The sequence below is a fragment of the Endozoicomonas sp. 8E genome, assembly GCF_032883915.1.
Classification (GTDB): domain Bacteria; phylum Pseudomonadota; class Gammaproteobacteria; order Pseudomonadales; family Endozoicomonadaceae; genus Endozoicomonas_A.
Genome location: NZ_CP120717.1, coordinates 3505648 through 3530183, shown reverse-complemented (window position 1 = coordinate 3530183; position 24536 = coordinate 3505648). Strand labels below are relative to the sequence as shown.

7 protein-coding genes are annotated in these 24536 nt (G+C 47.6%); 3 read left to right on the top strand and 4 right to left on the bottom strand.

The annotated features are described in order from the left end of the window. Window positions 1-52 precede the first annotated feature (52 nt). The 4 genes from P6910_RS11685 to P6910_RS11670 all read right to left on the bottom strand — a co-directional run bounded on the left by P6910_RS11685 (window position 53) and on the right by P6910_RS11670 (window position 20529). Entirely contained in the window at window positions 53-5158 is a 5106-nt protein-coding gene (locus P6910_RS11685) for a hypothetical protein (RefSeq protein ID WP_317146413.1), read from the bottom strand. A 253-nt stretch (window positions 5159-5411) separates the two neighbouring features. Next, complete coding sequence (locus P6910_RS11680; protein WP_317146412.1) at window positions 5412-11027, bottom strand: hypothetical protein; 5616 nt, start codon at window positions 11025-11027, stop codon at window positions 5412-5414. 188 nt (window positions 11028-11215) lie between these two features. After that, window positions 11216-15928, bottom strand: a complete 4713-nt coding sequence (locus P6910_RS11675; protein ID WP_317146411.1) for a hypothetical protein — start codon at window positions 15926-15928, stop codon at window positions 11216-11218. A 254-nt stretch (window positions 15929-16182) separates the two neighbouring features. Continuing rightward, window positions 16183-20529 (bottom strand): hypothetical protein, encoded by a 4347-nt coding sequence (locus P6910_RS11670; RefSeq protein ID WP_317146410.1) that lies wholly within the window; start codon window positions 20527-20529, stop codon window positions 16183-16185. A gap of 541 nt (window positions 20530-21070) precedes the next feature. On the opposite strand from P6910_RS11670, the gene P6910_RS11665 reads away from it, so the two are divergent. From P6910_RS11665 to P6910_RS11655, 3 genes are all read left to right on the top strand, one after another. Then, window positions 21071-21808, top strand: coding sequence for an F-box protein (locus P6910_RS11665; protein ID WP_317146409.1), 738 nt, complete (start codon window positions 21071-21073; stop codon window positions 21806-21808). Next, the gene (locus P6910_RS11660; RefSeq protein WP_317146408.1) at window positions 21733-22671 is read left to right on the top strand and encodes a hypothetical protein; all 939 of its coding nucleotides are present in this window, start codon (window positions 21733-21735) and stop codon (window positions 22669-22671) included. The genes P6910_RS11665 and P6910_RS11660 overlap by 76 nt, the downstream gene beginning before the upstream one ends. Window positions 22672-22820: 149 nt before the next feature. Beyond that, entirely contained in the window at window positions 22821-24431 is a 1611-nt protein-coding gene (locus P6910_RS11655) for an F-box/WD repeat-containing protein (RefSeq protein WP_317146407.1), read from the top strand. The last annotated feature ends 105 nt before the right edge of the window (window positions 24432-24536 follow it).

Genomic DNA, 24536 nt, shown 5'->3' with positions numbered 1-24536 from the left:
GGAGTTGGCAGACAGTTTTTTTTAGAAGCCTTATAAAACGACACAAGTCTTTTTATAAAATACTCCCACACTCATCAAGCAACTCCAGTTCCTGACAACCCTGATAAACATCAGGATCAACATCGGATAATAAAGGGTCTTGCTTTTTTAACTGTTCTATTTTACTGCACGCCCGTTGCCGCCATTCTTCCAGTACGCGGTTATCGGTATCGATTTTGGCTTTTTTAAGGAGGGTCACTATATGCATAAGCTCCATTTCGCTCTCATACTCCTCCAGTAAATTCAGTATTTCGCTGCCAAAAATTTCTGTCTGCTTGAGCTTTAACCATAAACTGCCGAACGCCTGTTTTTGTTGTTCCAATTCATTCTCTGGCTGATAGGCTTCAGCTTGCCTGGATTGAACGTTATCCAGTTTCTGCCATTGATCTGCAGTCAAATAATAGTGTTCAGATATCCCGGTGATTTTCAAAACAGTCCTGAACTGTTCCTCTGACCAGTTGCTGATGGCCATTTTTTCACTCTGTATTTTCAGCTGTGGCATTGGGTAGCGATAGGTCTGAACATCATCACCCGACACTTCAACCTCAAGCCACTGCCCTTTGACGGTAAAAGACATCTCGTTGAGGTTCTGCATCAACACAGCGATATAGCTCAGGGCCAACTGTTCTCCTGATTGGATAAGTCCGGAGACAGGTATCTCAACATGGTTATCTTCGGTTGTTCGCATCCCGGACAAAAAGTGATCAGGGATATCATGATCCCAAGGTAGAAGACTATGGGTTTTGAGCAGCGCTTCAAACAGTATCTGGATGCCTCCTTTGGTGATGTCATGGGTTTTTAGTTGCAGGCAGGCTTCAAGCAGCTTGTTCAGCCAATGGAAAGAATGCTCTCTGCTGAGTTTTTGCAGGGCACTCAACGAGGGAAACAGATCGAATACAGCCTGGGCATGGCTGGCATCCAGAAAACGCAGCTGATCATCTTTTGTTAAGGGTTGCAGGATTTCCAGATAGAACCTTTGCATAGAGTCGAGTTTCAGCACCGCCGATAATGGTTGCAACAGGGCTGAATACTGCTCCCATAGTCTTTTATCCGGCAATGACTTCAGCCGCTTGGCAAAATAGACAAAACGCTCCCTGTCTTCATCGGAAGAACACAGAAATATTGCTCTATTTAACACGTGCAAAGGCACGGCTTTCATTGAATGACGCCACAAAAAATGCCGATCCAGTTGATTAGCCTGAAGGAAACGTTTGACACTTTTTCCTCCAGAAGAAGATAAAAGCCCTATCAATGATTCCAGCATCAGAAGCGTTTTAGTCTTTTCATGGAATTGACAGAACTGTTTTAATACCGTCCATGTTAGTGACCAGTCTGGCTTAGAGGTGGAAAGATAAAGAGCGACTGTTTTTATCTGGCGATTGTATCTGTCCTCTTCATCATCTGAGTCGCTATTGTATTCGTCATCTCCTTTATTGTCCGGGTCGCTACGCTCTCCGGTCAATTCTGTAAGCAGCGACTGTTTCAGTTGTGTTTCCTGACGTTGCAGCACTTTGATAGCAGGTAGCCCTGCTGATGACCAGAGCCTGGTCATAATGTGCAGTAGCCAATGATTGGGGGCACCCCGGTATCGTATCCAGTCCAGCACTTTTTCCACATGCTCATGTTTGGGCAAGCCTTGGCTGTGATGCATGGATGAGAAAACGCGGAACAGCTTTATATTGAGCTCGCCACCCTTGTGTTTCCATTCAGACCAGCCCAGCACCTCTTTCACTTCTTCATGTTTAATCATGCCCTTGCGGTTATTCATGGACGAGAAGGCGCGGAACAGCTCAATGTTGAACTTGCCATCCCTGTCTTTCCATTCCGGCCAGCTCAGCACCTCTTTCACTTGCTCATGTTTGAGCATGCCTTTACCATTGTTCATGGATGAGAAGGAACGGAACAGCTCAATGTTGAACTCGCCATGCTTGTCTTTCCATTCCGGCCAGCCCAGCACCTCTTTCACTTGCTCACGTTTGAGCATGCCTTTGCCATGATTCATAGACGAGAAGGAACGGAACAGCTCCATAATGAACTCGCCATGCTTGTCTTTCCATTCCGGCCAAGCCAGCACCTCTTTCACTTCCTCATGTTTGAGCATGCCTTTACCACTGTTCATGGATGAGAGGGCGCGGAACAGCTCCATAATGAACTCACCATCCTTGTCTTTCCATTCTGACCAGGCCAGCACCTCTTTCACTTCCTCATGTTTGAGCATGCCTTTACTACTGGTCATGGATGAGAGGGCGCGGAACAGCTCAATGTTGAACTCGCCATCCTTGTCTTTCCATTCCCGCCAGCCCAGCACCTCTTTCACTTCCTCTTGTTTGAGCATTCCTTTGCCATGATTCATAGACGAGAAGGAGCGGAACAGCTCTATAATGAACTCGCCATCCTTGTCTTTCCATTCCGGCCAGCCGAGCACCTCTTTCACTTCCTCATGTTTGAGCACGCCTTTGCCATTATTCATGGATGAGAAGGAGCGGAACAGCTCCATACTGAACTCACCATCCTTGTCTTTCCATTCCGGCCAGCTCAGCACCTCTTTCACTTGCTCATGTTTGAGCATGCCTTTGCCATTGTTCATGGATGAGAAGGCGCGAAACAGCTCCATGCTGAAGTCGTCATTCTTGTCCTTCCATTCCGGCCAGTTCAACACCTCTTTCACTTGCTCATGTGTCAGAATGCCTTTACCATTGTTCATTGATGAAAAGGAGCGGAACAGCTCCATATTTAACTCGCCATCCTTGTCTTTCCATTCCGGCCAACCCAGCACCTCTTTCACTTCCTTTTTTTTGAGCACGCCTTTACCATTGTTCATGGATGAGAAGGAGCGGAACAGCTCCATATTTAACTCGCCATCCTTGTCTTTCCATTCCGGCCAGCCCAGCACCTCTTTCACTTCCTCATGTTTGAGCATGCCTTTACTACTATTCATGGATGAGAAGGAGCGGAAAAGCTCCATACTGAACTCGCCCTCCCTGTCATTCCATTCCGACCAACCCAGCACCTCTTTCACTTGCTTATGTTTCAGGATGCCCTTGCCATGGTTCATAGACGAGAAGGAACGGAACAACTCCATACTGAACTCGCCATCCTCGTCTTTCCATTCCGGCCAGCCCAGCACCTCTTTCACTTCCTCTTGTTTGAGCATGCCTTTACCACTGTTCATGGATGAGAAGGAGCGGAACAGTTCCATACTGAACTCGCCATCCTTGTCTTTCCATTCCGACCAGGCCAGCACCTCTTTCACTTCCTCATGTTTGAGCATGCCTTTACTACTGTTCATAGATGATAAGGAGCGGAACAGCTCCATACTGAACTCGCCATCCTTGTCTTTCCACTCCGGCCAGCCCAGCACCTCTTTCACTTGTTCATGTTTGAGCATGCCTTTGCCACTATGCATTGACGAGAAGGATCGGAACAACTTCGTATTAAACTCGCCATCCCTGTCTTTCCATTCTGGCCAGCCCAGTATTGCTTTCACTTGCTCATGTGTGGGCACACCTTTGCCATTATTCATGGACGAGAAAGAAGTCACTACATCTAAACTCGCTAAATATTCGAGTTCATCCTGGCTACGCTCTGCAAAACTACGGATATGTTTTTTGCTATTATTCAGCATGCTGGTCAGCATGCCTGTATTTTTGACGTTTTTAGAAAGGTGCCCAAAAAAGGCGGCGGCATTATCGAAGAAGCCATTAAAAGAATCTCTATCTACGAAACCAAGCAGCTTATAAAAAGTGTCCTTGGCAGTGATGTTTTTTTCCTTGAATATCGCCATCAGTGTTTGCGCTTTTTTCAGCTCTTCCTGACTTAATTCGTACTTGATATTTGCTTTTATTTTTTCCAATGGGTCATCGGGGATCTGAGTGTCTGCCGGTTTATTTTTTTTGGCCGCTGGTTCAGCAACAGCTGTTGAACTATTTCTCTTTCTATCCGGGCCCTTCTTTTTTTTCGGAGCAGGTTCTGGTGAATCCGGTTCTGCTTCTTCCCGGATTCGTCTTACCCTTTTGTTACCTTGAATGCCCGACAGGCACTTGTTGCACAACAACGCTGTAGCTGCTGTCTGATTTGCTACACGTTCTAATTCCTGTGGATTCAGTGCCTTGTCACACTTCGAACAAGCGACAACCGAATGTCCGGTATGCTGCTCAGCTGAGGGTTTCAGTGGGTCATCGCCTCCACGACCATTGAAGCCTGTCGAACCGGTTCCCCTGTTACGGGCAGCAGATCCCCTTGTCTGGCCGGTCTGACCTGTTGTCGCGGTCGTTGATGCTTTTGTCGTTCGGGAGGATTGGTTCTTTTTCCCGTTGCCCACCTGCCGACCAGAAAATTTGCCAGAAACCATCTCACGGTAAACTCTGAGTTCCTGACCATTCTCTACCATCCATGTCTGAACCAGCCCCGGTTGAATCGTGCCAGGGTCTGACCTTTCCAGATCAAGAAGATCGGCTTCAATTATCATGATCCGGTCTGACAAAATCCGGGCCAGCGTGGTTTGGCCTGTCATAATTGCCCATAGTCGTTTGATTTGTAATATTATAAGCAGTTGCTTTTTTTGCTGCAGACAAGTTTGGACAGGATCAGAAATAAAGGTAAGGTCAGGTTGGGGCTCTATGTCAGGACTCCCGCTGCTTCCGTCAGGTGGCTTATCGTCATCATCTCCTCCGGCGGCGCCCTTGGCGATCAGCGCATTTGAAGTTTTCTCCAAAACTTCAGGGGGCACGTAAAACTCCAACAACTCGTTCCCACGCTCCGGAGGCTGTCGCAAAACTCCAACAGCTCGTTCCCATGCACTGAGGTCGTCATTCCCGCGAAGGCGGGAATCCAGCGCCAACGGTGGATCCCTGCCTTCTCGGAGATGACAAGGCCAAGGGGGCACCGGGCAGTAGGGTTCTGGTGGTGAGTCAGTGTGGATTCCCGCCTTCGCGGGAATGACGAGAATTAAGCCGGGAATGACGAGAATGAAGCCGGGAATGACGGGAGTCAACTCGTGACACCCTCGAAGAGGATCGGGCTGTTCAGGCTCAGCTAACTTATGGGAATACAGGAAATGAGCTGGTAGCGGGCTTGAGCCGACTAATTCCAATGCATGCAGCGAATCCCCAAACAACATCGTCACTAGCAGAAGCAGTGATCGGACCATCGAGCAGGCAGCTTTTTTTTGTTGTGAGCGTCTCATAGATCCAGGCTAATAAAATCAGCTTCTGTGAATCCATTCGCTAGTGGAAAAATTCGCACGTCATCCGGCTTAGGCCTGATGATTCACGTTTGCGCTAGATTTTATAGCACCGCACTGGCAAGCTTGCCATGAACGGAGTTGACAGACAGTTTGTTTTTATAAGTTTTATCAGACGACACAAGTCTTTTTAGGAAATACTCCCACACCCATCAAGCAACTCCAGTTCCTGACAACCCTGATAAACATCAGGATCAACATCGGATAATAAAGGGTCTTGTTTTTTTAACTGTTCTATTTTTCTGCACGCCCTTTGCCGCCATTCTTCCAGTATGTGAGTAGCGCTATCGATTTTGGCTTTTTTAAGGAGGGTCACTGTATGCATAAGCTCCATTTCGCTCTCATACTCCTCCAGTAAATTCAGTATTTCGCTGCCAAAGATTTCTGTCTGGTTCAGCTTTAACCATAAACTGCCAAACGCCTGTTTTTGTGTTTCCAATTCATTCTCTGGCTGATAGGCTTCAGCTTGCCTGGATTGAACGTTATCCAGTTTCTGCCATTGATCTGCAGTCAAATAATAGTGTTCAGATATCCCGGTGATTTTCAAAACAGTCCTGAACTGTTCCTCTGACCAGTTGCTGATTTCCATTTTTTCACTCTGTATTTTCAGCTGTGGCATTGGGTAGCGGTAGGTCTGAACATCATCACCCGACACTTCAACCTCAAGCCACTGCCCTTTGACGATAAAGGACATCTCGTTGAGGTTCTGCATGAGCACAGCGATATAGCTCAGGGCCAACTGTTGTCCCGATTGGATAAGTCCGGAGACAGGTATCTCAACATGGTTGTTGTCGGTCGTTTGCATCCCGGACAAAAAGTGATCGGGGATATCGTGATCCCAGGGGAGAAGACTATGGGTTTTGAGTAGCGCTTCAAACAGTATCTGGATGCCTTCTTTGGTGATGTCATGGGTTTTTAGTTGCAGGCAGGCTTCGAGCAGCTTCTTCAACCAATGGCAAGAATGCTCTTTGCTGAGTTTTTGCAGAGCACTCAACGAGGGAAACAGGTCAAACACAACCCGGGCGTGGCTGGCATCCAGAAAACGCAGCTGATCATCCTTTGTCAAGGGTTGCAGGATTTCCAGATAGAGCCTTTGCATAGAGTCGAATTTCAGCACCGCTGATAAAGGTTGCAACCGGGCTGAGTACTGCTCCCATAGTCTTTTATCCGGCAATGACTTCAGCCGCTTGACAAAAAAGACAAAACGCTCCCTGTCTTCATCGCAAGAACACAGGAACATTGCTCTATTTAACACGCGAAAAGGCACAGCTTTCATTGAATGACGCCACAAAAAATGTCGATCCTGTTGATTGGCCTGAAGGTAACGCTCGACACTTTTCCCTCCAGAAGAAGATAAAAGCCCTATCAATGATTCCAGCATCAGAACCGTTTTTGTCTCTTTATGGTATTGGCAGAACTGTTTTAAAACTGTCCATGTTAGCGACCAGTCTGGCTTAGGGGTGGAAAGATAAAGAGCAACTGTTTTTATCTGGCGATTGCATTTGTCCTCTTCATCATCTGAGTCGCTATTGTATTCGTCATCTCCTTCATTATCCGGGTTGCTGTGTTCTCCGGTAAGTTCTGTAAGCAGTAACTGTTTCAGTTGAGTTTCCCAGTGTTGCAGCATCTTGATAGCAGGTAGCCCTGCTGATACCCAGAGCCTTGACATGATTTGCAGTAGCCTGTGATTGGGCACCTTCCGGCAACCTATCCAGTCCAGCACCTCTTTCACTTTCTCATGTTTGATCATACCTCTTCTATTATTCATGGATGAAAAGGCGCGGAACAGTTCCATATTGAACTCGCCATCCTTGTGTTTCCATTCTGGCCAGCCGAGCACCTCTTTCACGCTCTCATGTTTGAGCATACCTCTACTATTGTTCATAGATGAAAAGGCGCGGAACAGTTCCATATTGAACTCGCCATCCTTGTGTTTCCATTCTGGCCAGCCGAGCACCTCTTTCACGCTCTCATGTTTGGGCATACCTCTACTATTGTTCATAGATGAAAAGGCGCGGAACAGTTCCATATTGAACTCGCCATCCTTGTGTTTCCATTCTGGCCAACCCAACATCTCTTTCACTTGCTCATGTTTGAGCATGCCTTTGCAATGATTCATAGACGAGAAGGAACGGAACAGCTCCATAATGAACTCGCCATCCTTGTCTTTCCATTCCGACCAGACCAGCACCTCTTTCACTTCCTCATGTTTGAGCATGCCTTTACCACTGTTCATGGATGAGAAGGCGCGGAACAGCTCAATGTTGAACTCGTCATGCTTGTCTTTCCATTCCGGCCAGGCGAGCAAATCTTTTACTTGCTCATGTTTGAGGATGCTTTTACCGCTATTCATAGACGAGAACGAGCGAAACAGCTCCATATTGAGCTCACCATCCCTGTTTTTCCATTCCGGCCAGCCCAGAACCTCTTTCACTTCCTCTTGTTTGAGCATGCCTTTGCTACTATTCATGGATGAGAAGGCGCGGAAAAGCTCCATACTGAACTCGCCATCCTTTTCCTTCCATTCCGGCCAGCCCAACACCTCTTTCACTTCCTTTTGTTTGAGCATGCCTTTACGACTGTTCATGGATGAGAAGGCGCGGAACAGCTCCATATTGAACTCGCCATCCTTGTCTTTCCATTCCAGCCAGTCCAGCACCTTTTGCACTTCCTCATGTTTAATCATGCCCTTGCTGCTATTCATGGACGAGAAAGCGCGGAACAGCTCAATGTTGAACTCGCCATCCTTGTCTTTCCATTCTGGCCAGCCCTGCACCTCTTTCACTTCCTCTTGTTTGAGGATGCCTTTGCCATGATTCATGGATGAGAAGGCGCGGAACAGCTCCATACTGAACTCGCCATCCTTGTCCTTCCATTCCGGCCAGCCCAGCACCTCTTTCACTTCCTCTTGTTTGAGCATGCCTTTGCTACCATTCATGGATGAGAAGGAACGGAACAGCTCAATGTTGAATTCGCCATGCATGTCTTTCCATTCCGACCAGCTAAGCACCTCTTTCACTTGCTCATGTTTGAGGATGCCTTTAGCATTGTTCATGGATGAGAAGGAGCGGAACAGCTCCATACTGAACTCGCCATCCTTGTCCCTCCATTCCGGCCAGTCCAGCACCTCTTTCACTTGCTCATGTTTGAGGATGCCTTTGCCATGATTCATAGATGAGAAGGCGCGAAAAAGCTCCATACTGAACTCGCCAGCCCTGTCTTTCCATTCCGACCAAGCCAGCACCTCTTTCACTTCTTCATGTTTAATCATGCCCTTGCTGCTATTCATGGACGAGAAGGCGCGGAACAGCTCAATGTTGAACTCGCCATCCTTGTCTTTCCATTCCGGCCAGCCCAGCACCTCTTTCACTTGCTCATGTGTGGGCACGCCTTTACCATTGTTCACGGATGAGAAGGAGCGGAACAGCTCCATATTGAACTCGCCATGCTTGTCCTTCCATTCCGGCCAGCCCAGCACCTCTTTCACTTCCTTTTTTTTGAGCACGCCTTTACCACTATTCATGGATGAGAAGGCGCGAAAAAGCTCCATACTGAACTCGCCAGCCCTGTCTTTCCATTCCGACCAACCCAGCACCCCTTTCACTTCTTCACGTTTAAACATGCCCTTGCTGCTATTCATGGACGAGAAGGCGCGGAACAGCTCAATGTTGAACTCGCCATCCTTGTCTTTCCATTCCGGCCAGCCCAGCACCTCTTTCACTTGCTCATGTGTGGGCACGCCTTTACCATTGTTCAGGGATGAGAAGGAGCGGAACAGCTCCATATTGAACTCACCATGCTTGTCCTTCCATTCCGGCCAGCCCAGCACCTCTTTCACCTGCTCATGTTTGAGGATGCCTTTACTATGATTCATGGATGAGAAGGCGCGGAACAGCTCCATACTGAACTCGCCAGCCCTGTCTTTCCATTCCGGCCAGCCCAGCACCTCTTTCACTTGTTCATGTTTGAGCATGCCTTTGCCACTATTCATTGACGAGAAGGACCGGAACAACTTCGTATTAAACTCACCATCCCTGCCTTTCCATTCTGGCCAGCCCAGTATTGCTTTCACTTGCTCATGTGTGGGCACGCCTTTGCCATTATTCATGGACGAGAAAGAAGTCACTACCTCTAACCTCGCTAAATATTCGAGTTCATCCTGGCTACGCTCTGCAAAACTACGAATATGTTTTTTTCTATTTTTCAGCATGCCGGTCAGCATACCTGTATTTTTGACGTTTATAGAAAGATGCTCAAAAAAAGTGATGGCATTATCGAAGAAGCCATTAAAAGACTTTCTATCTACAAAACCAGTCAGCTTATAAAAAGTGTTTTTTACAGTGATGTTTTTTTTCTTGAAGACCGCCAACAGGGTTTGCACTTTTTTCAGCTCTTCCTGACTTAATTCGTAGTTGATATTTGCTTTTACTTTTTCTAACGGATCATCGGGAATTTGAGTGTCTGGCGGTTTCTTTTTTTTGGCCGGTGGTGCATTAGCAGCTGCTTTTGAATTTTTTCTCTTTCTACCTGGCTCCTTCTTTTTTTTCGGAGCAGGTTCTGGTGAATCCGGTTCTGCTTCTTCCCGGATTCGTCTTACCCTTTTGTTACCTTGAATGCCCGACAGGCACTTGGTGCACAACAACGCTGAAGCTGCTGTCTGATTTGCTACACGTTCTAATTCCTGTGGATTCAATGCCCTGTCACACTTCGAACAAGCGACAAGCGAATGTCCGGTATGCTGCTCAGCTGAGGGTTTCAGTGGGTCATCGCCTCCACGACCATTGAAGCCTGTCGAACCGGTTCCTCTGTTACGGGCAGCAGATCCCCTTGTCTGGCCGGTCTGACCTGTTGTCGCGGTCGTTGATGCTTTGGTCGTTCGGGAGGATTTGTTCTTTTTCCCGCTGCCCATCTGCCTGCCAGAATATTTGCCAGAAACCATCTCACGGTAAACTCTGAGTTCCTGACCATTCTCTGCCAGCCATGTCTGAAGCAGCCCCGGTTGAATCGTGCCAGGGTCTGACCTTGCCAGATCAAGAAGATCGGCTTCAATTATCATGATCCGGTCTGACAAAATCCGGGCCAGCGTGGTTTGGCCTGTCATAATTGCCCATAGTCGTTTGATTTGTAATATTATAAGCAGTTGCTTTTTTTGCTGCAGACAAGTTTGGACAGGATCAGAAATAAAGGTAAGGTCAGGTTGGGGCTCTATGTCAGGACTCCCGCTGCTTCCGTCAGGTGGCTTATCGCCATCATCTCCTACTGCGGCGCCCCTGGTGATCAGACCATTAGAAGTGTTCTCCAGAACTTCAGGGGGCACGTAAAACTCCAACAACTCGTTCCCACGCTCCGGAGGCTGTCGCAAAACTCCAACAGCTCGTTCCCATGCTCTGAGGTCGTCATTCCCGCGAAGGCGGGAATCCAGCGCCAACGGTGGATCTCTGCCTTCTCGGGGATGACAAGGCCAGGGGGGCACCGGGCAGTAGGGTTCTGGTGGTGAGTCAGTGTGGATTCCCGCCTTCGCGGGAATGACGAGAATTAAGCCGGGAATGACGGGAGTCAACTCGTGACACCCTCGAAGAGGATCGGGCTGTCCAGGTTCAGCCAACTTATTGGAATACAGGAAATGAGCTGGTAGCGGACTTGAGCCGACTAATTCCACTGCATGCAGCGGCCCACCCAATATTATCGTCACCAGCAGTGATCGAACCCTCGATAAGGCCGTTTTGTTTTTTTGTGAGCGTTTCATAGATCCAGGCTTAAAAAATCAGCGTCTGTGAATCCATTCGCTATTGGGAAAAATTTGTGCGTCGTCCGGCTCAGGCCTATTGATTGACGTTTGCGGCAAACTTTATAGCAGTTCACTGGCGAGCTTGCCATCAACGGAGTTGGCAGACAGTTTGTTTTTATAAGTTTTATCAGACGACACAAGTCTTTTTATAAAATACTCCCACACCCATCAAGCAACTCCAGTTCCTGACAACCCTGATAAACATCAGGATCAACATCGGATAATAAAGGGTCTTGTTTTTTTAACTGTTCTATTTTTCTGCACGCCCTTTGCCGCCATTCTTCCAGTATGTGAGTAGCGCTATCGATTCTGGCTTTTTTAAGGAGGGTCACTGTATGCATAAGCTCCATTTCACTCTCGTACTCCTCCAGTAAATTCAGTATTTCGCTGCCAAAAATTTCTGTCTGGTTGAGCTTTAACCATAAACTGCCGAACGCCTGTTTTTGTGGTTCCAATTCATTCTCTGGTTGACATGCTTCAGCTTGCCTGGATTGAACGTTATCCAGTTTCTGCCATTGATCTGCGGTCAAATAATAGTGTTCAGATATCCCGGTGATTTTCAAAACAGTCCTGAACTGTTCCTCTGACCAGTTGCTGATGGCCATTTTTTCATCCTGTATTTCCAGCTGTGGCATTGGAAAGCGGTAGTTTTGAACTCCGTCAGCTGGCACCTCAACCTCAAGCCATTGCCCTTTGACGGTAAAGGACACCTCGTTGAGGTTCTGCATGAGCACAGCGATATAGCTTAGGGCTAACTGTTCTCCTGATTGGATAAGTCCGGAGACAGGTATCTCAACATGTTTGTTGTCGGTCGTTTGCATTCCGGACAAAAAGTGATCGGGGATATCGTAATCCCAGGGTAGAAGACTATGGGTTTTGAGCAGCGCTTCAAACAGCATCTGGATGCCTTCTTTGGTGATGTCATGGGTTTTTAGTTGCAGGCAGGCTTCAAGCAGCCTCTTTAACCAATGGGAAGAATGCTCTTTGCTGAGTTTTTGCAGGGCGCTTAACGAGGGAAACAGATCGAATACAGCCCGGGCATGGCTGGCATCCAGAAAACGCAGCTGATCATCTTTTGTTAAAGGTTGCAGGATTTCCAGATAGAACCTTTGCATAGAGTCGAGTTTCAGCACCGCCGATAATGGTTGCAACAGGGCTGAGTACTGCTCCCATAGCCTTTTATCCGGCAATGACTTCAGCCGCTTGACAAAAAAGACAAAACGCTCCCTGTCTTCATCGCAAGAACACAGTAACATTGCTCTATTTAACACGCGCAAAGGCACGGCTTTCATTGAATGACGCCACAAAAAATGCCGATCCAGTTGATTAGCCTGAAGGTAGCGCTCGACACTTTTCCCTCCAGAAGAAGATAAAAGTCCTATCAATGATTCCAGCATCAGAGCCGTTTTAGTCTCTTTATGGTACTGGCAGAACTGTTTTAAAACAGTCCATTTTAGCGACCAGTCTGGCTTAGAGGTGGAAAGGTAAAGAGTGACTGTTTTTATCGGGCGATTGTATTTGTCCTCTTCATCATCTGAGTCGCTATTGTATTCGTCATCTCTTTCATTATCCGGGTTGCTTTGTTCTCCGGTAAGTTCTGTAAGCAGTAACTGTTTCAGTTGTGTTTCCCAGTGTTTCAGCATCTTGATAACAGGTAGCCCTGCTGATACCCAGAGCTTGGACATGATTTGCAGTAGCCTGTGATTGGGCGCCCTCCGGCAACCTATCCAGTCCAGCACTTTTTTCACAGGCTCATGTTTGGGCAAGCCTTGGCTGTGATCCATGGACGAGAAAACGCGGAACAGCTTTATATTGAACTCACCATTATTGTGTTTCCATTCCGGCCAGCCGAGTACCTCTTTCACCTCCTTTTGTTTGGGCATGCCCCTTGTGGCGTGCATAGACGAAAAAGAACGGAACAACTCCATGCTGAACTCACCATCCTTGTCTTTCCACTCCAGCCAGCCCAGCACCTCTTTCACTTCCTCATGTTTAATCATGCCCTTGCTGCTATTCATGGACGAGAAGGCGCGGAACAGCTCAATGTTGAACTCGCCATCCTTGTCTTTCCATTCCGGCCAGCCCAGTACCTCTTTCGCTTGCTCATGTTTGAGGATGCCTTTGCCATGATTCATAGATGAGATGGCGCGGAACAGCTCAATACTGAACTCCCCATCCTTGTCTTTCCATTCCGGCCAATCCAACATCGCTTTCACTTCCTTTTGTTTGAGCATGCCTTTGCCATTGTTCATGGATGAGAAGGCGCGGAACAGCTCCATACTGAACTCGCCATCCTTGTCTTTCCATTCCGGCCAGCCCAGCACCTCCTTCACTTGCTCATGTTTGAGGATGCCTTTGCCATGATTCATAGATGAGAAAGCGCGGAAAAGCTCCATACTGAACTCGCCATCCTTGTCTTTCCATTCCGACCAGCCCAGCACCTCTTTCACTTCCCTGTGTTTGAACATGCCTTTCTGACTATGCATGGATGAGAAGGAGCGGAACAGCTCCATACTGAACTCGCCATCCTTGTCTTTCCATTCCGGCCAGCCCAGCACCTCTTTCACTTCCTTTTGTTTGAGCACGCCTTTGCCACTATTCATGGATGAGAAGGAGCGGAACAGCTCCATATTGAACTCGCCATACTTGTCCTTCCATTCCGGCCACCCCAGCACCTCTTTCACTTGCTCATGTTTGAGCATGCCTTTGCCATGATGCATAGACGAGAAGGAGCGGAACAGCTCCATGTTGAACTCGCCATCCTTGTCTTTCCATTCTGGCCAGCCCAGCACCTCTTTCACTCCCTCTTGTTTGAGCATGCCTTTACCACTGTTCATGGATGAGAAGGAGCGGAACAGCTCCATACTGAACTCGCCATGCTTGTCTTTCCATTCCGGCCAGCCCAGCACCTCTTTCACTTGCTCATGTTTGAAGATGCCTTTGCCATGATTCATAGACGAGAAGGCGCGGAGCAGCTCCATACTGAACTCGCCATCCTTGTCCTTCCATTCCGGCCAGCCCAGCACCTCTTTCACTTCTTCACGTTTAAACATGCCCTTGCTGCTATTCATGGATGAGAAGGAGCGGAACAGCTCCATACTGAACTCGCCATCCTTGTCTTTCCATTCCGGCCAGTCCAGCACCTCTTTCACTTGCTCATGTTTGAGGATGCCTTTGCCATGATTCATAGACGAAAAGGATCGGAACAACTTCGTATTGAACTCGCCATCCCTGTCTTTCCATTCTGGCCAGCCCAGTATTGCTTTCACTTGCTCATGTGTAGGCACGCCTTTGCCATTATTCATGGACGAGAAGGAATTCAATACATCCAAACTTGCTAAATATTCGAGTTCACTCAGGCTACGTTCTGCGAAACTACGGATATATTTTTTTTTATTACCCAGCATGCTGGTCAGCATGCCTGTATTTTTGACATTTTCAGAAAGGTGCCCAAAAAAAGCGGCGGCATTATCAAAAAAGCCATAAAAAGAATTTCTCTCTACGAAACCAAGCAGCTTATAAAAAGTGTTTTTTACAGTGATGTTTTTTTTCTTGCATACCGTCATCAGGGTTTGCACTTTTTTCAGCTCTTCCTGACTTAATTCGTACTCGATGTTTGCTTTTATTTTTTCCAGTGGGTCATCGGGAGTTTGAGTGTCTGCCGGTTTCTTTTTTTTGGCCGCTGGTTCAGCAACAGCTGTTGAATTTTTTCTCTTTCTACCCGGGCCCTTCTTTTTTTTCAGAGCGGGTTCTGGTGAATCCGGTTCTGCTTCTTCCCGGATTCGTCTTACCCTTTTGTTACCTTGAATGCCCGACAGGCACTTGTTGCACAACAACGCTGTAGCTGCTGTCTGATTTGCTACACGTTCTAATTCCTGTGGATTCAGTACTTTGTCACATTTTGAACAAGTGACAATTGAGTTACCCGTATCCTGCTCAGCTGATGGACTCAGTGGGTCATCGCCTCCACGACCATTGACGTCTGTCGAATCGATTCCCCTGTTACGGGCAGCAGGTCCCCTTGTCTGGCCGATCTGACCTGTTGTCGCGGTCGTTGATGCTTTGGTCGTTCGGGAGGATGAATTCTTTTTCCCGTTACCTGTCTGTCGGCCAGAATATTTGCTAGAAACGGTCTCACGGTAAACTCTGAGTTCCTGACCGTTCTCCGCCAGCCATGTCTGAATCAGCCCCGGTTGAATTCTGGCAGGGTCTGACCTTTCCAGATCAAGAAGATCGGCTTCAATCACCATAATCCGGTCTGACAAAATCCGGGCCAGCGTGGTTTGGCCTGTCATAATTGCCCATAGTCGTTTGATTTGTAATATTATAAGCAGTTGCTTTTTTTGCTGCAGACAAGTTTGGACAGGATCAGGAATAAGGGTAAGGACAGGTTGGGGCTCTGGGTCAGGACTCCCACTGTTTCCATCAGGTGTCTTATCGTCATCATCTCCTACTGCGGCGCCCTTGGTGATCAGACCATTAGAAGTGTTCTCCAGAACTTCAGGGGGCACGTAAAACTCCAACAACTCGTTCCCACGCTCCGGAGGGTGTCGCAAAACTCCAACAGCTCGTTCCCATGCTCTGAGGTCGTCATTCCCGCGAAGGCGGGAATCCAGCGCCAACGGTGGATCCCTGCCTTCTCGGGGATGACAAAGCCAGGGGGGCACCGGGCAGTACGGTTCTGGTGGTGAGTCAGTGTGGATTCCCGCCTTCGCGGGAATGACGGGAGTCAACTCGTGACACCCTCGAAGAGGATCGGGCTGTTCAGGTTCAGCTAACTTATGGGAATACAGGAAATGAGCTGGTAGCGGACTTGAGCCTACTAATTCCAATGCATGCAGCGAATCCCCAAACAACATCGCCACTAGCACAAGCAGTGATCGGACCATCGAGCAGGCGGCTTTTTTTTGTTGTGAGCGTCTCATAGATCCAGGCTAATAAAATCAGCTTCTGTGAATCCATTCGCGAGTGGAAAAAATTCGTACGTCATCCGGCTTAGGCCTGATGATTCACGTTTGCGCTAGATTTTATAGCACCGCACTGGCAAGCTTGCCATGAACGGAGTTGACAGACAGTTTGTTTTTATAAGTTTTATCAGACGACACAAGTCTTTTTAGAAAATACTCCCACATTCATCAAGCAACTCCAGTTCCTGACAACCCTGATAAACATCAGGAGCAACATCGGATAATAAAGGGTCTTGCTTTTTTAACTGTTCTATTTTACTGCATGCCCGTTGCCGCCATTCTTCCAGTATGTGAGTAGCGCTATCGATTCTGGCTTTTTTAAGGAGAGTCACTGTATGCATAAGCTCCATTTCACTCTCGTACTCCTCCAGTAAATTCAGTATTTCGCTGCCAAAAATTTCTGTCTGATTGAGCTTTAACCATAAACTGCCAAACGCCTGTTTTTGTGGTTCCAACTCATTCTCTGGCTGATAGGCTTCAGCTTGCCTGAATTGAACGTTATCCAGTTTCTGCCATTGATCTGCAGTCAAATAATAGTGTTCAGATATCCGGGTGATTTTCAAAACAGTCCTGAACTGCTCCTCTGACCAGTTGCTGATGGCCATTTTTTCATCCTGTATTTCCAGTTGTGGCATTGGAAAGCGGTAGTTTTGAACTCCGTCACCTGGCACCTCAACCTCAAGCCACAGCCCTTTGACGGTAAAGGACATCTCGTTGAGGTTCTGCATCAAGACAGCGATATAGCTCAGGGCCAACTGTTCTCCTGATGGGATAAGTCCGGAGACAGGTATCTCAACATGGTTATTGTCGGTTGTTCGCATCCCGGACAGAAAGTGATCGGGGATATCGTTATCCCAGGCTAGAAGACTATGGGTTTTAAGCAGCGCTTCAAACAGTATCTGGATGCCTTCTTTAGTGATGTCATGGGTTTTTAGTTGCAGGCAGGCTTCAAGCAGCTTCTTTAACCAATGGCAAGAATGCTCTTTGCTGAGTTTTTGCAGGGCGCTCAACGAGGGAAACAGGTCGAATACAACCCGGGCGTGGCTGGCATCCAGAAAACGCAGCTGATCATCCTTTGTTAAGGGTTGCAGGATTTCCAGATAGAGCCTTTGCATAGAGTCGAGTTTCAGCACCGCCGACAAGGGTTGCAACCGGGCTAAGTACTGCTCCCATAGTCTTTTATCCGGCAATGACTTCAGCCGCTTGACAAAATAGACAAAACGCTCCCTGTCTTCATCGAAAGAACACAGGAACATTGCTCTATTTAACACGCGCAAAGGCACGGCTCTCATTGAATGACGCCACAAGAAATGCCGATCCTGTTGATTAGCCTGAAGGTAGCGTTTGACGCTTTTACCTCCAGAAGAAGATAAAAGCCCTATCAGTGATTCCAGCATCAGAATCGTTTTAGTCTGTTCATGAAATTGGCAGAACTCTTTTAAAACCGTCCATGTTAGTGACCAGTCCGGCTTAGGAGTGGAAAGATAAAGAGCGACTGTTTTTATCTGGCGATTGTATTTATCCTCTCCTTCATTATCCGGGTTGCTATGTTCTCCGGTGAGCTCTGTAAGCAGTAACTGTTTCAGTTGTGTTTCCCGGTGTTGCAGCATCTTGATAGCAGGTAGCCCTTCTGATACCCAGAGCCTGGGCACGATTCGCAGTAGCCTGTGATTGGGCACCCCCTGGCAACCTATCCAGTCCAACACCTCTTTCAATTCCTTTTTTTTGAGCACGCCTTTACCATTATTCACGGATGAGAAGGAGCGGAACAGCTCCATACTGAACTCGCCATACTTGTCCTTCCATTCCGGCCAGCCGAGCACCTCTTTCACTTGCTCATGTTTGAGCATGCCTTTACCACTGTTCATGGACGAGAAGGTGCGGAACAGCTCCATACTGAACTCGCCATCCTTGTCTTTCCATTCCGGCCAGCCCAGCACCTCTTTCACTTGTTCATGTTTGAGCATGCCTTTGCCACTATTCATTGACGAGAAGGATCGGAACAACTTCGTATCAAACTCGCCATCCCTCTCTTTCCATTCCGGCCAGCCCAGCACCTCTTTCACTTCCTCTTGTTTAATCATGCCCTTGCTGCTATTCATGGACGAGAAGGTGCGGAACAGCTCAATGTTGAACTCGCCATCCTTGTCTTTCCATTCCAGCCAGCCCAGCACCTCTTTCACTTGCTCATGTTTGAGGATGCCTTTGCCATGATTCATAGATGAGAAGGCGCGGAACAGCTCCATACTGAACTTGCCATCCTTGTCTTTCCATTCCGGCCAGCCCAGCACCTCTTTCACTTCCTTTTTTTTGAGCACGCCTTTGCCATGATTCATAGACGAGAAGGTACGGAACAGCTCCATACTGAACTCGCCATCCTTGTCTTTCCATTCCGGCCAGCCCAGCACCTCTTTCACTTGCTCATGTGTGAGCACGCCTTTACCATTGTTCATGGATGAGAAGGAGCGGAGCAGCTCCATATTGAACTCGCCATCCTTGTTTTTCCATTCCGGCCAGCCCAGCACCTCTTCAACTTGCTCATGTTTAATCATGCCTTTGCCATGATTCATACATGAGAAGGAGCGGAATAGCTCAATACTGAACTCGCCATCCCTGCCTTTCCATTCCGACCAGGCCAGCACCTCTCTCACTTCCTCATGTTTGAGGATGCCTTTGCCATGATTCATAGATGAGAAGGCGCGGAACAGCTCCATATTGAACTCGCCACCCTTGTCTTTCCATTCCAGCCAGCCCAGCACCTCTTTCACTTCCTCATGTTTAATCATGCCCTTGCTCCTATTCATAGACGAGAAGGCGCGGAACAGCTCCATACTGAACTCGCCATCCTTGTCTTTCCATTCCGGCCAGCCCAGCACCTTTTTCACTTCCTCATGTTTGGGTACGCCGTGGCCATTATTCATGGACGAGAAAGAGCGGAACAGTTCAATATTGAACTCGCCATCCTTGTCTTTCCATTCAGACCAGCCCAGCATTGCTTTCACTTGCTCATGTGTGGGCACACCTTTGCCATTATTCATGGACGAGAAAGAAGTCACCACATCTAAACTCGCTAAATATTCGAGTTCATCCTGGCTACGCTCTGCAAAACTACGGATATGTTTTTTGCTATTATTCAGCATGCCGGTCAGCATACCTGTATTTTTGAAGTTTTCAGAAAGGTGCCCGAAAAAGGCGGCGGCATTATCGAAGAAGCCATTAAAAGAATCTCTATCTACGGAACCAAGCAGCCTATAAAAAGTGTCCTTGGCAGTGATGTTTTTTTCCTTGAATACAGCCATCAGGGTTTGCACTTTTTTCAGCTCTTCCTGACTTAATTCGTACTTGATATTTGCTTTTACTTTTTTTAACGGATCATCGGGAATTTGAGTGTCTGGCGGTTTCTTTTTTTTGGCCGCTGGTTCAGCAACAGCTGTTGAATTATTTCTCTTTCTACCCGGGCCCTTCTTTTTTTTCGGTGCATGTTCTGATGAATCCGCTTCTGCTTCTTCCCGGATTCGTCTTACCCTTTTGTTACCTTGAATGCCCGACAGGCACGTGTTGCACAACAACGCTGAAGCTGCTGTCTGATTTGCTACACGTCCTAATTCCTGTGGATTCAATGCCTTGTCACACTTCGAACAAGCGACGACCGAATGTCCGGCATTCTGCTCAGCTGAGGGTTTCAGTGGGTCATCGCCTCCACAACCATTGGCACCTGTCGAACGGGTTCCCCTGTTACGGCCAGCAGATCCGCTTGTCTGGCCGGTCTGACCTGTTGTCGCGGTCGTTGATGCTTTGGTCGTTTGGGAGGATGAATTCTTTTTCCCGTTACCCGTCTGTCGGCCAGAATATTTGCCAGAAACCATCTCACGGTAAACTCTGAGTTCCTGACCATTCTCTGCCAGCCATGTCTGAACCAGCCCTGGTTGAATCGTGCCAGGGTCTGATCTTTCCAGATCAAGAAGATCGACTTCAATCACCGTGATCCGGTCTGACAAAATCCGGGCCAGCGTGGTTTGGCCTGTAATAATCGCCCATAGTCGTTTGATTTGTAATATTATAAGCAGTTGCTTTTTTTGCTGCAGACAAGTTTGGACAGGATCAGGAATAAGGGTAAGGTCAGGTTGGGGCTCTGGGTCAGGACTCCCGATGTTTCCGTCAGGAGGCTTATCGCCATCACAACCTCCTGCGGCGCCCCCGGCGATCAGTCCACTAGAAGTGCTCTCCAGAACTTCAGGGGGCACGTAAAACTCCAACAACTCCTTCCCACGCCTTGGGCCCACAGGGCCTAAAAGCATGGGAGTCAAGGTCCATCGAAGAGGATCGGGCTGTTCAGGTTCAGCTAACTTATGGGAAGACAGAAAATAGACTGGTAGCGGGCTTGAGTCGACTAATTCCAGTGCATGCAGCGGCCCACCAAATATTATCGTCACCAGCAGAAGCAGTGATCGAACCCTCGATAAGGCCGTTTTGTTTTTTTGTGAACTTCTCATCTGCCTTCCACCATCCCGGTTGACATTTACCTAAAATTTGTGGTCAAAGAAATGAACAGATATTCAGGTATATCAACATGTCTCCAGCTCAATACCAGTTTAAGAACCTCAACCACCTTGGCTTGGTTGCCACTAGTGTCGGAGTTAAAGATGGCCGAATACATTGATGCCCGTATCACAAATGACTCCAATGTTCGTAAGTACTCAGCCATACGGAATCGAATATTTCTGGCTGAGTACTTACGACTTGAACTGTATTCATATCTGCCAGGGTTTCAGCCGTGATCACCGGCCTGACCTGAATCAGGTAGTCTTTGAAGGAAAGGCAGTGGACGATCATTCAGATTTTGGGCATTTTTTACGAGTCTATGTATTCCTGACAGGGGTGGTGAAAGGCGGTTGTGCGCACCAAAAGTCATTTTGTTAGTTTCACTGACCAGCATGTTCTGAACTTTCATTCTGAAATGTACTCTGACTGACTAAATAATTTTTAACCGTCCTTGTTGATCAAAGATAAATAACAACTTTGCAGGAATCCGTCATGCATGGAATCAATAATTCCGGTTTTGAACCACCACTGACGCGAGCTCGAGCCAGAGCGCTGGCATTAACGGGTAACAATGCAGGCAGGACCATCACTTTAGCTGACACGAAAGCAAAGCAAAAACTTTCATTGCAAGATTTAGCCTCAGATACACTTTCCATGATTTTTTGTCATTTGAAACTTCGGGACATTCGCAGTTTACAGAAGGTATGTACTCGCCTTCGCGATCTTGTCAAACAAGACAATGCCTTGGCAAAAGCCTGGTATCGCCAGTTTACTCCAGCACATCAGCATCAATTAAGGATGACCATCAGTACAAAAAACAAGGATCAACTCCATGCGTGGTTTAAGTCATTTACGAATAATAAAGCGTCAGCCGAGTCGCTCGCAGATCGCCGACCGACGAGTGTTTATTTACCTGGTCTGTTATTTTTCACCAGGGCAAAGCTAATGTCTGAATGTGATACCTTTGAATTACTCACTAAAGCCACCATTGACAAAACTTATAACACCCACTCAACCGACAGCATTGACGATCTCATCCACATTAGACGCATCAATAGAGTCAACTCGGCCGAACTCAGTGCCGATGGCCGCTATCTGGTGACCGCCAATGGAGACAATACGGCAAAAATCTACGGCCATAAGCCTGATGGAACATGGGAAAAAAAACCACCATTCCCCATGAAGGACGGGTCGAAGCAGCGATTTTCAGCCCCGATGGACATCATGTAGTCACCGCCAGTTCGGATGGTACGGCGAAGATATATGATCTGAGCTGTAATGAATCATGGGAGCCAAACACCATCATTCACCATTATGGTATCGTCAAATCAGCTTCCTGCAGCACCAATGGTCGACATATCGTGACCGCCAGTTGGGATGGCACAGCGAAAATCCATAGCCGGAAGAACGATGGATCATGGGTGTTAACGGCCATCCTTCCCAATCAGTCTAAGGTCAATCCAGCCATTTTCAGCACCGATGGCTGCCATGTGTTAACCCCCTCTCGAGATAACACAGTGAAAATCCATAGCCAGAAGGACGATGGATCATGGAAAGAAAAAGATACCATTACCCATGTTGGTAATGCCTTGTCGGCCACCTTCAGCGCCGACGCTGACTATGTGGTCGCCAACGGTCTTGAATGGAAGACGAAAATCTATGGCAAGAAGGCCGATGGATCATGGAAAAAAAACACCACCATTCGACACTGGGTCAATTCAGCCAGATTCAGCACCGACAGCCGCCATCTGGTGACTGTCGGCAACGATTGCAGAGTAAAGATTTACGACAGAAAAGCCAATGGCTTGTGGAAAGTAAAAGCTACCTTTTCCCATAAGAGTTCAGTCATATCAGCCAACTTCAGCCTCGATGGCCGCCATGTAGTGACTGCCAGCTATGACAAAACGGCGAAAATCATTGGTCAGCAGGATGATGGGGCATGGTCAGAAAAAGCCACCATTGTCCATGATGACTGGCTCTCTTCGGCCACCTTTAGCGCCGACGGCAGTCAGGTGATCACATCCAGTGAGGATGGCATAGTGAAAATCACTGAACTGCGAAGGAATCATTCATGGTCTGATGTCACTGAGTGACACCATCCTGCAGACACTGCAAGTCATTTAGTTAGTTTCACTGACCAGCCTGTTATGAACTTTCATTCTGGAACTGCCTCTGAATAACCAAATAATTTTCAAACTCACCCGGTAATCGATAATAAACACCAGCTTTGCAGGACCCAGACATGCATGGAATCAATAATTCCGGTTATGAACCACCACTGACGCGAGCTCGAGCCAGAGCGCTGGCATCAACAGGTAACCATCAGGGTAGATCCAGCACAGTAGTTGACACGAAAGAGAAGCAAAAACTTTCATTACAGGATTTACCCACAGAGACACTGTCCTTAATTTTTTGTCATTTGAAACTTCGGGATATTCGCAGTTTACAGAAAGTATGCACCTACCTTCGCGACAGTATCAAAGAGGATAACGCTCTGGCAAAAGCCTGGTATTGCCAGTTTTCTTCAGAACACCAGTCTCAACTAAGGATGATCATCGCCGGAAAAGATAAGAATCAACTCCGAGCCTGGCTTGAGTCGTTTTCGAATGATCAGGCGTTACTGGAGTCACTCTCAGATCGTCAGACGACGAGTGTTTTTCTACCAGCCCTGTTATTTTTCACCAGGGCTGAACTGATGTTCAAATGTGAAAGATTTGAATTAGTCACTAAAGCCACCATTGACAAAATTCATAAACCCAACCCAGACCTCGATTTAGTCGATAGTATCCACATAAGACACCTCAATAGAGTCAATTCAGCCGCCCTCAGTGTTGATGGGCGCTATCTGGTCACCGCCAATGGCGACAATACGGCTAAAATCTACGGCCACCAGCCTGATGGATCATGGGAAATAAGAACAACCATTCCTCATGAAGGATGGGTCAAATCAGCGAATTTCAGCCCCGATAGTCACCATGCAGTGACCCGCTGTGGTGATGGCACGGCGAAGATTTATGGTCTGGGATGCAATGAATCATGGGAACCAAAAGCCACCATTACTCATGATGGTCTCATCTTATCAGCCACCTTCAGCACCGATGGTCGACATATCGTGACCGCGAGTTTGGATAACACAGCGAAAATCCATAGCCAGAAAGATGATGGATCATGGGTGTTATCAGTCATCTTTTCCCATCATTGTGCTGTCTATTCAGCCACTTTCAGCACCGATGGCTGCTACGTGTTGATCGCCTGTCAGGATAGGACGGTGAAAATCCATCGCCAGAAGGACAATCAATCATGGGAAGTAAAAGATGTCATTGAACATAGTGGCAGTGCAATGTCAGCCACCTTCAGCGCCGATGGTGACTGTGTAGCCACTGCCAGTATTCTGGATTGCAAGGCGATCATCTTCAACAAGAAGACTGATGGATCATGGGCAGAAAATACCGTCATTCGACACAGGGGACCTGTCAAATCGGCCACCTTCAGCCCCGATGGCCGACATCTGGTGACTGCCAGCTATGATCACACAGCAAAAATTTGCGACAGAAAAGCCAATGGCTTTTGGGAAGAAAAAGCCACCTTTTCCCATAAGAGTATGGTCATATCAGCCAGCTTCAGCCCTGATGGCTGCCATGTGGTGACTGCCAGCTATGACAAAACGGCGAAAATCATTGGTCAGCAAGATGATGGGTCATGGTCAGAAAAAGCCACCATTGTCCATGATGGCTGGCTCTCATCGGCCACCTTTAGCGCCGACGGTAGCCAGGTGATCACATCCAGTGAGGATGGCATAGTGAAAATCACTGAACTGCGAAGGAATCATTCATGGTCTGATGTCACTGAGTGACACCATCCTGCAGACACTGCAAGTCATTTAGTTAGTTTCACTGACCAGCCTGTTATGAACTTTCATTCTGGAACTGCCTCTGAATAACCAAATAATTTTCAAACT

Coding starts and splice junctions, on each gene's coding strand:
- P6910_RS11685 (WP_317146413.1), bottom strand. CDS start 5,158: ATGTTGTTTGGGGATTCGCTGCATGCATTGGAATTAGTCGGCTCAAGC.
- P6910_RS11680 (WP_317146412.1), bottom strand. CDS start 11,027: ATGAAACGCTCACAAAAAAACAAAACGGCCTTATCGAGGGTTCGATCA.
- P6910_RS11675 (WP_317146411.1), bottom strand. CDS start 15,928: ATGTTGTTTGGGGATTCGCTGCATGCATTGGAATTAGTAGGCTCAAGT.
- P6910_RS11670 (WP_317146410.1), bottom strand. CDS start 20,529: ATGAGAAGTTCACAAAAAAACAAAACGGCCTTATCGAGGGTTCGATCA.
- P6910_RS11665 (WP_317146409.1), top strand. CDS start 21,071: ATGCATGGAATCAATAATTCCGGTTTTGAACCACCACTGACGCGAGCT.
- P6910_RS11660 (WP_317146408.1), top strand. CDS start 21,733: ATGGGAAAAAAAACCACCATTCCCCATGAAGGACGGGTCGAAGCAGCG.
- P6910_RS11655 (WP_317146407.1), top strand. CDS start 22,821: ATGCATGGAATCAATAATTCCGGTTATGAACCACCACTGACGCGAGCT.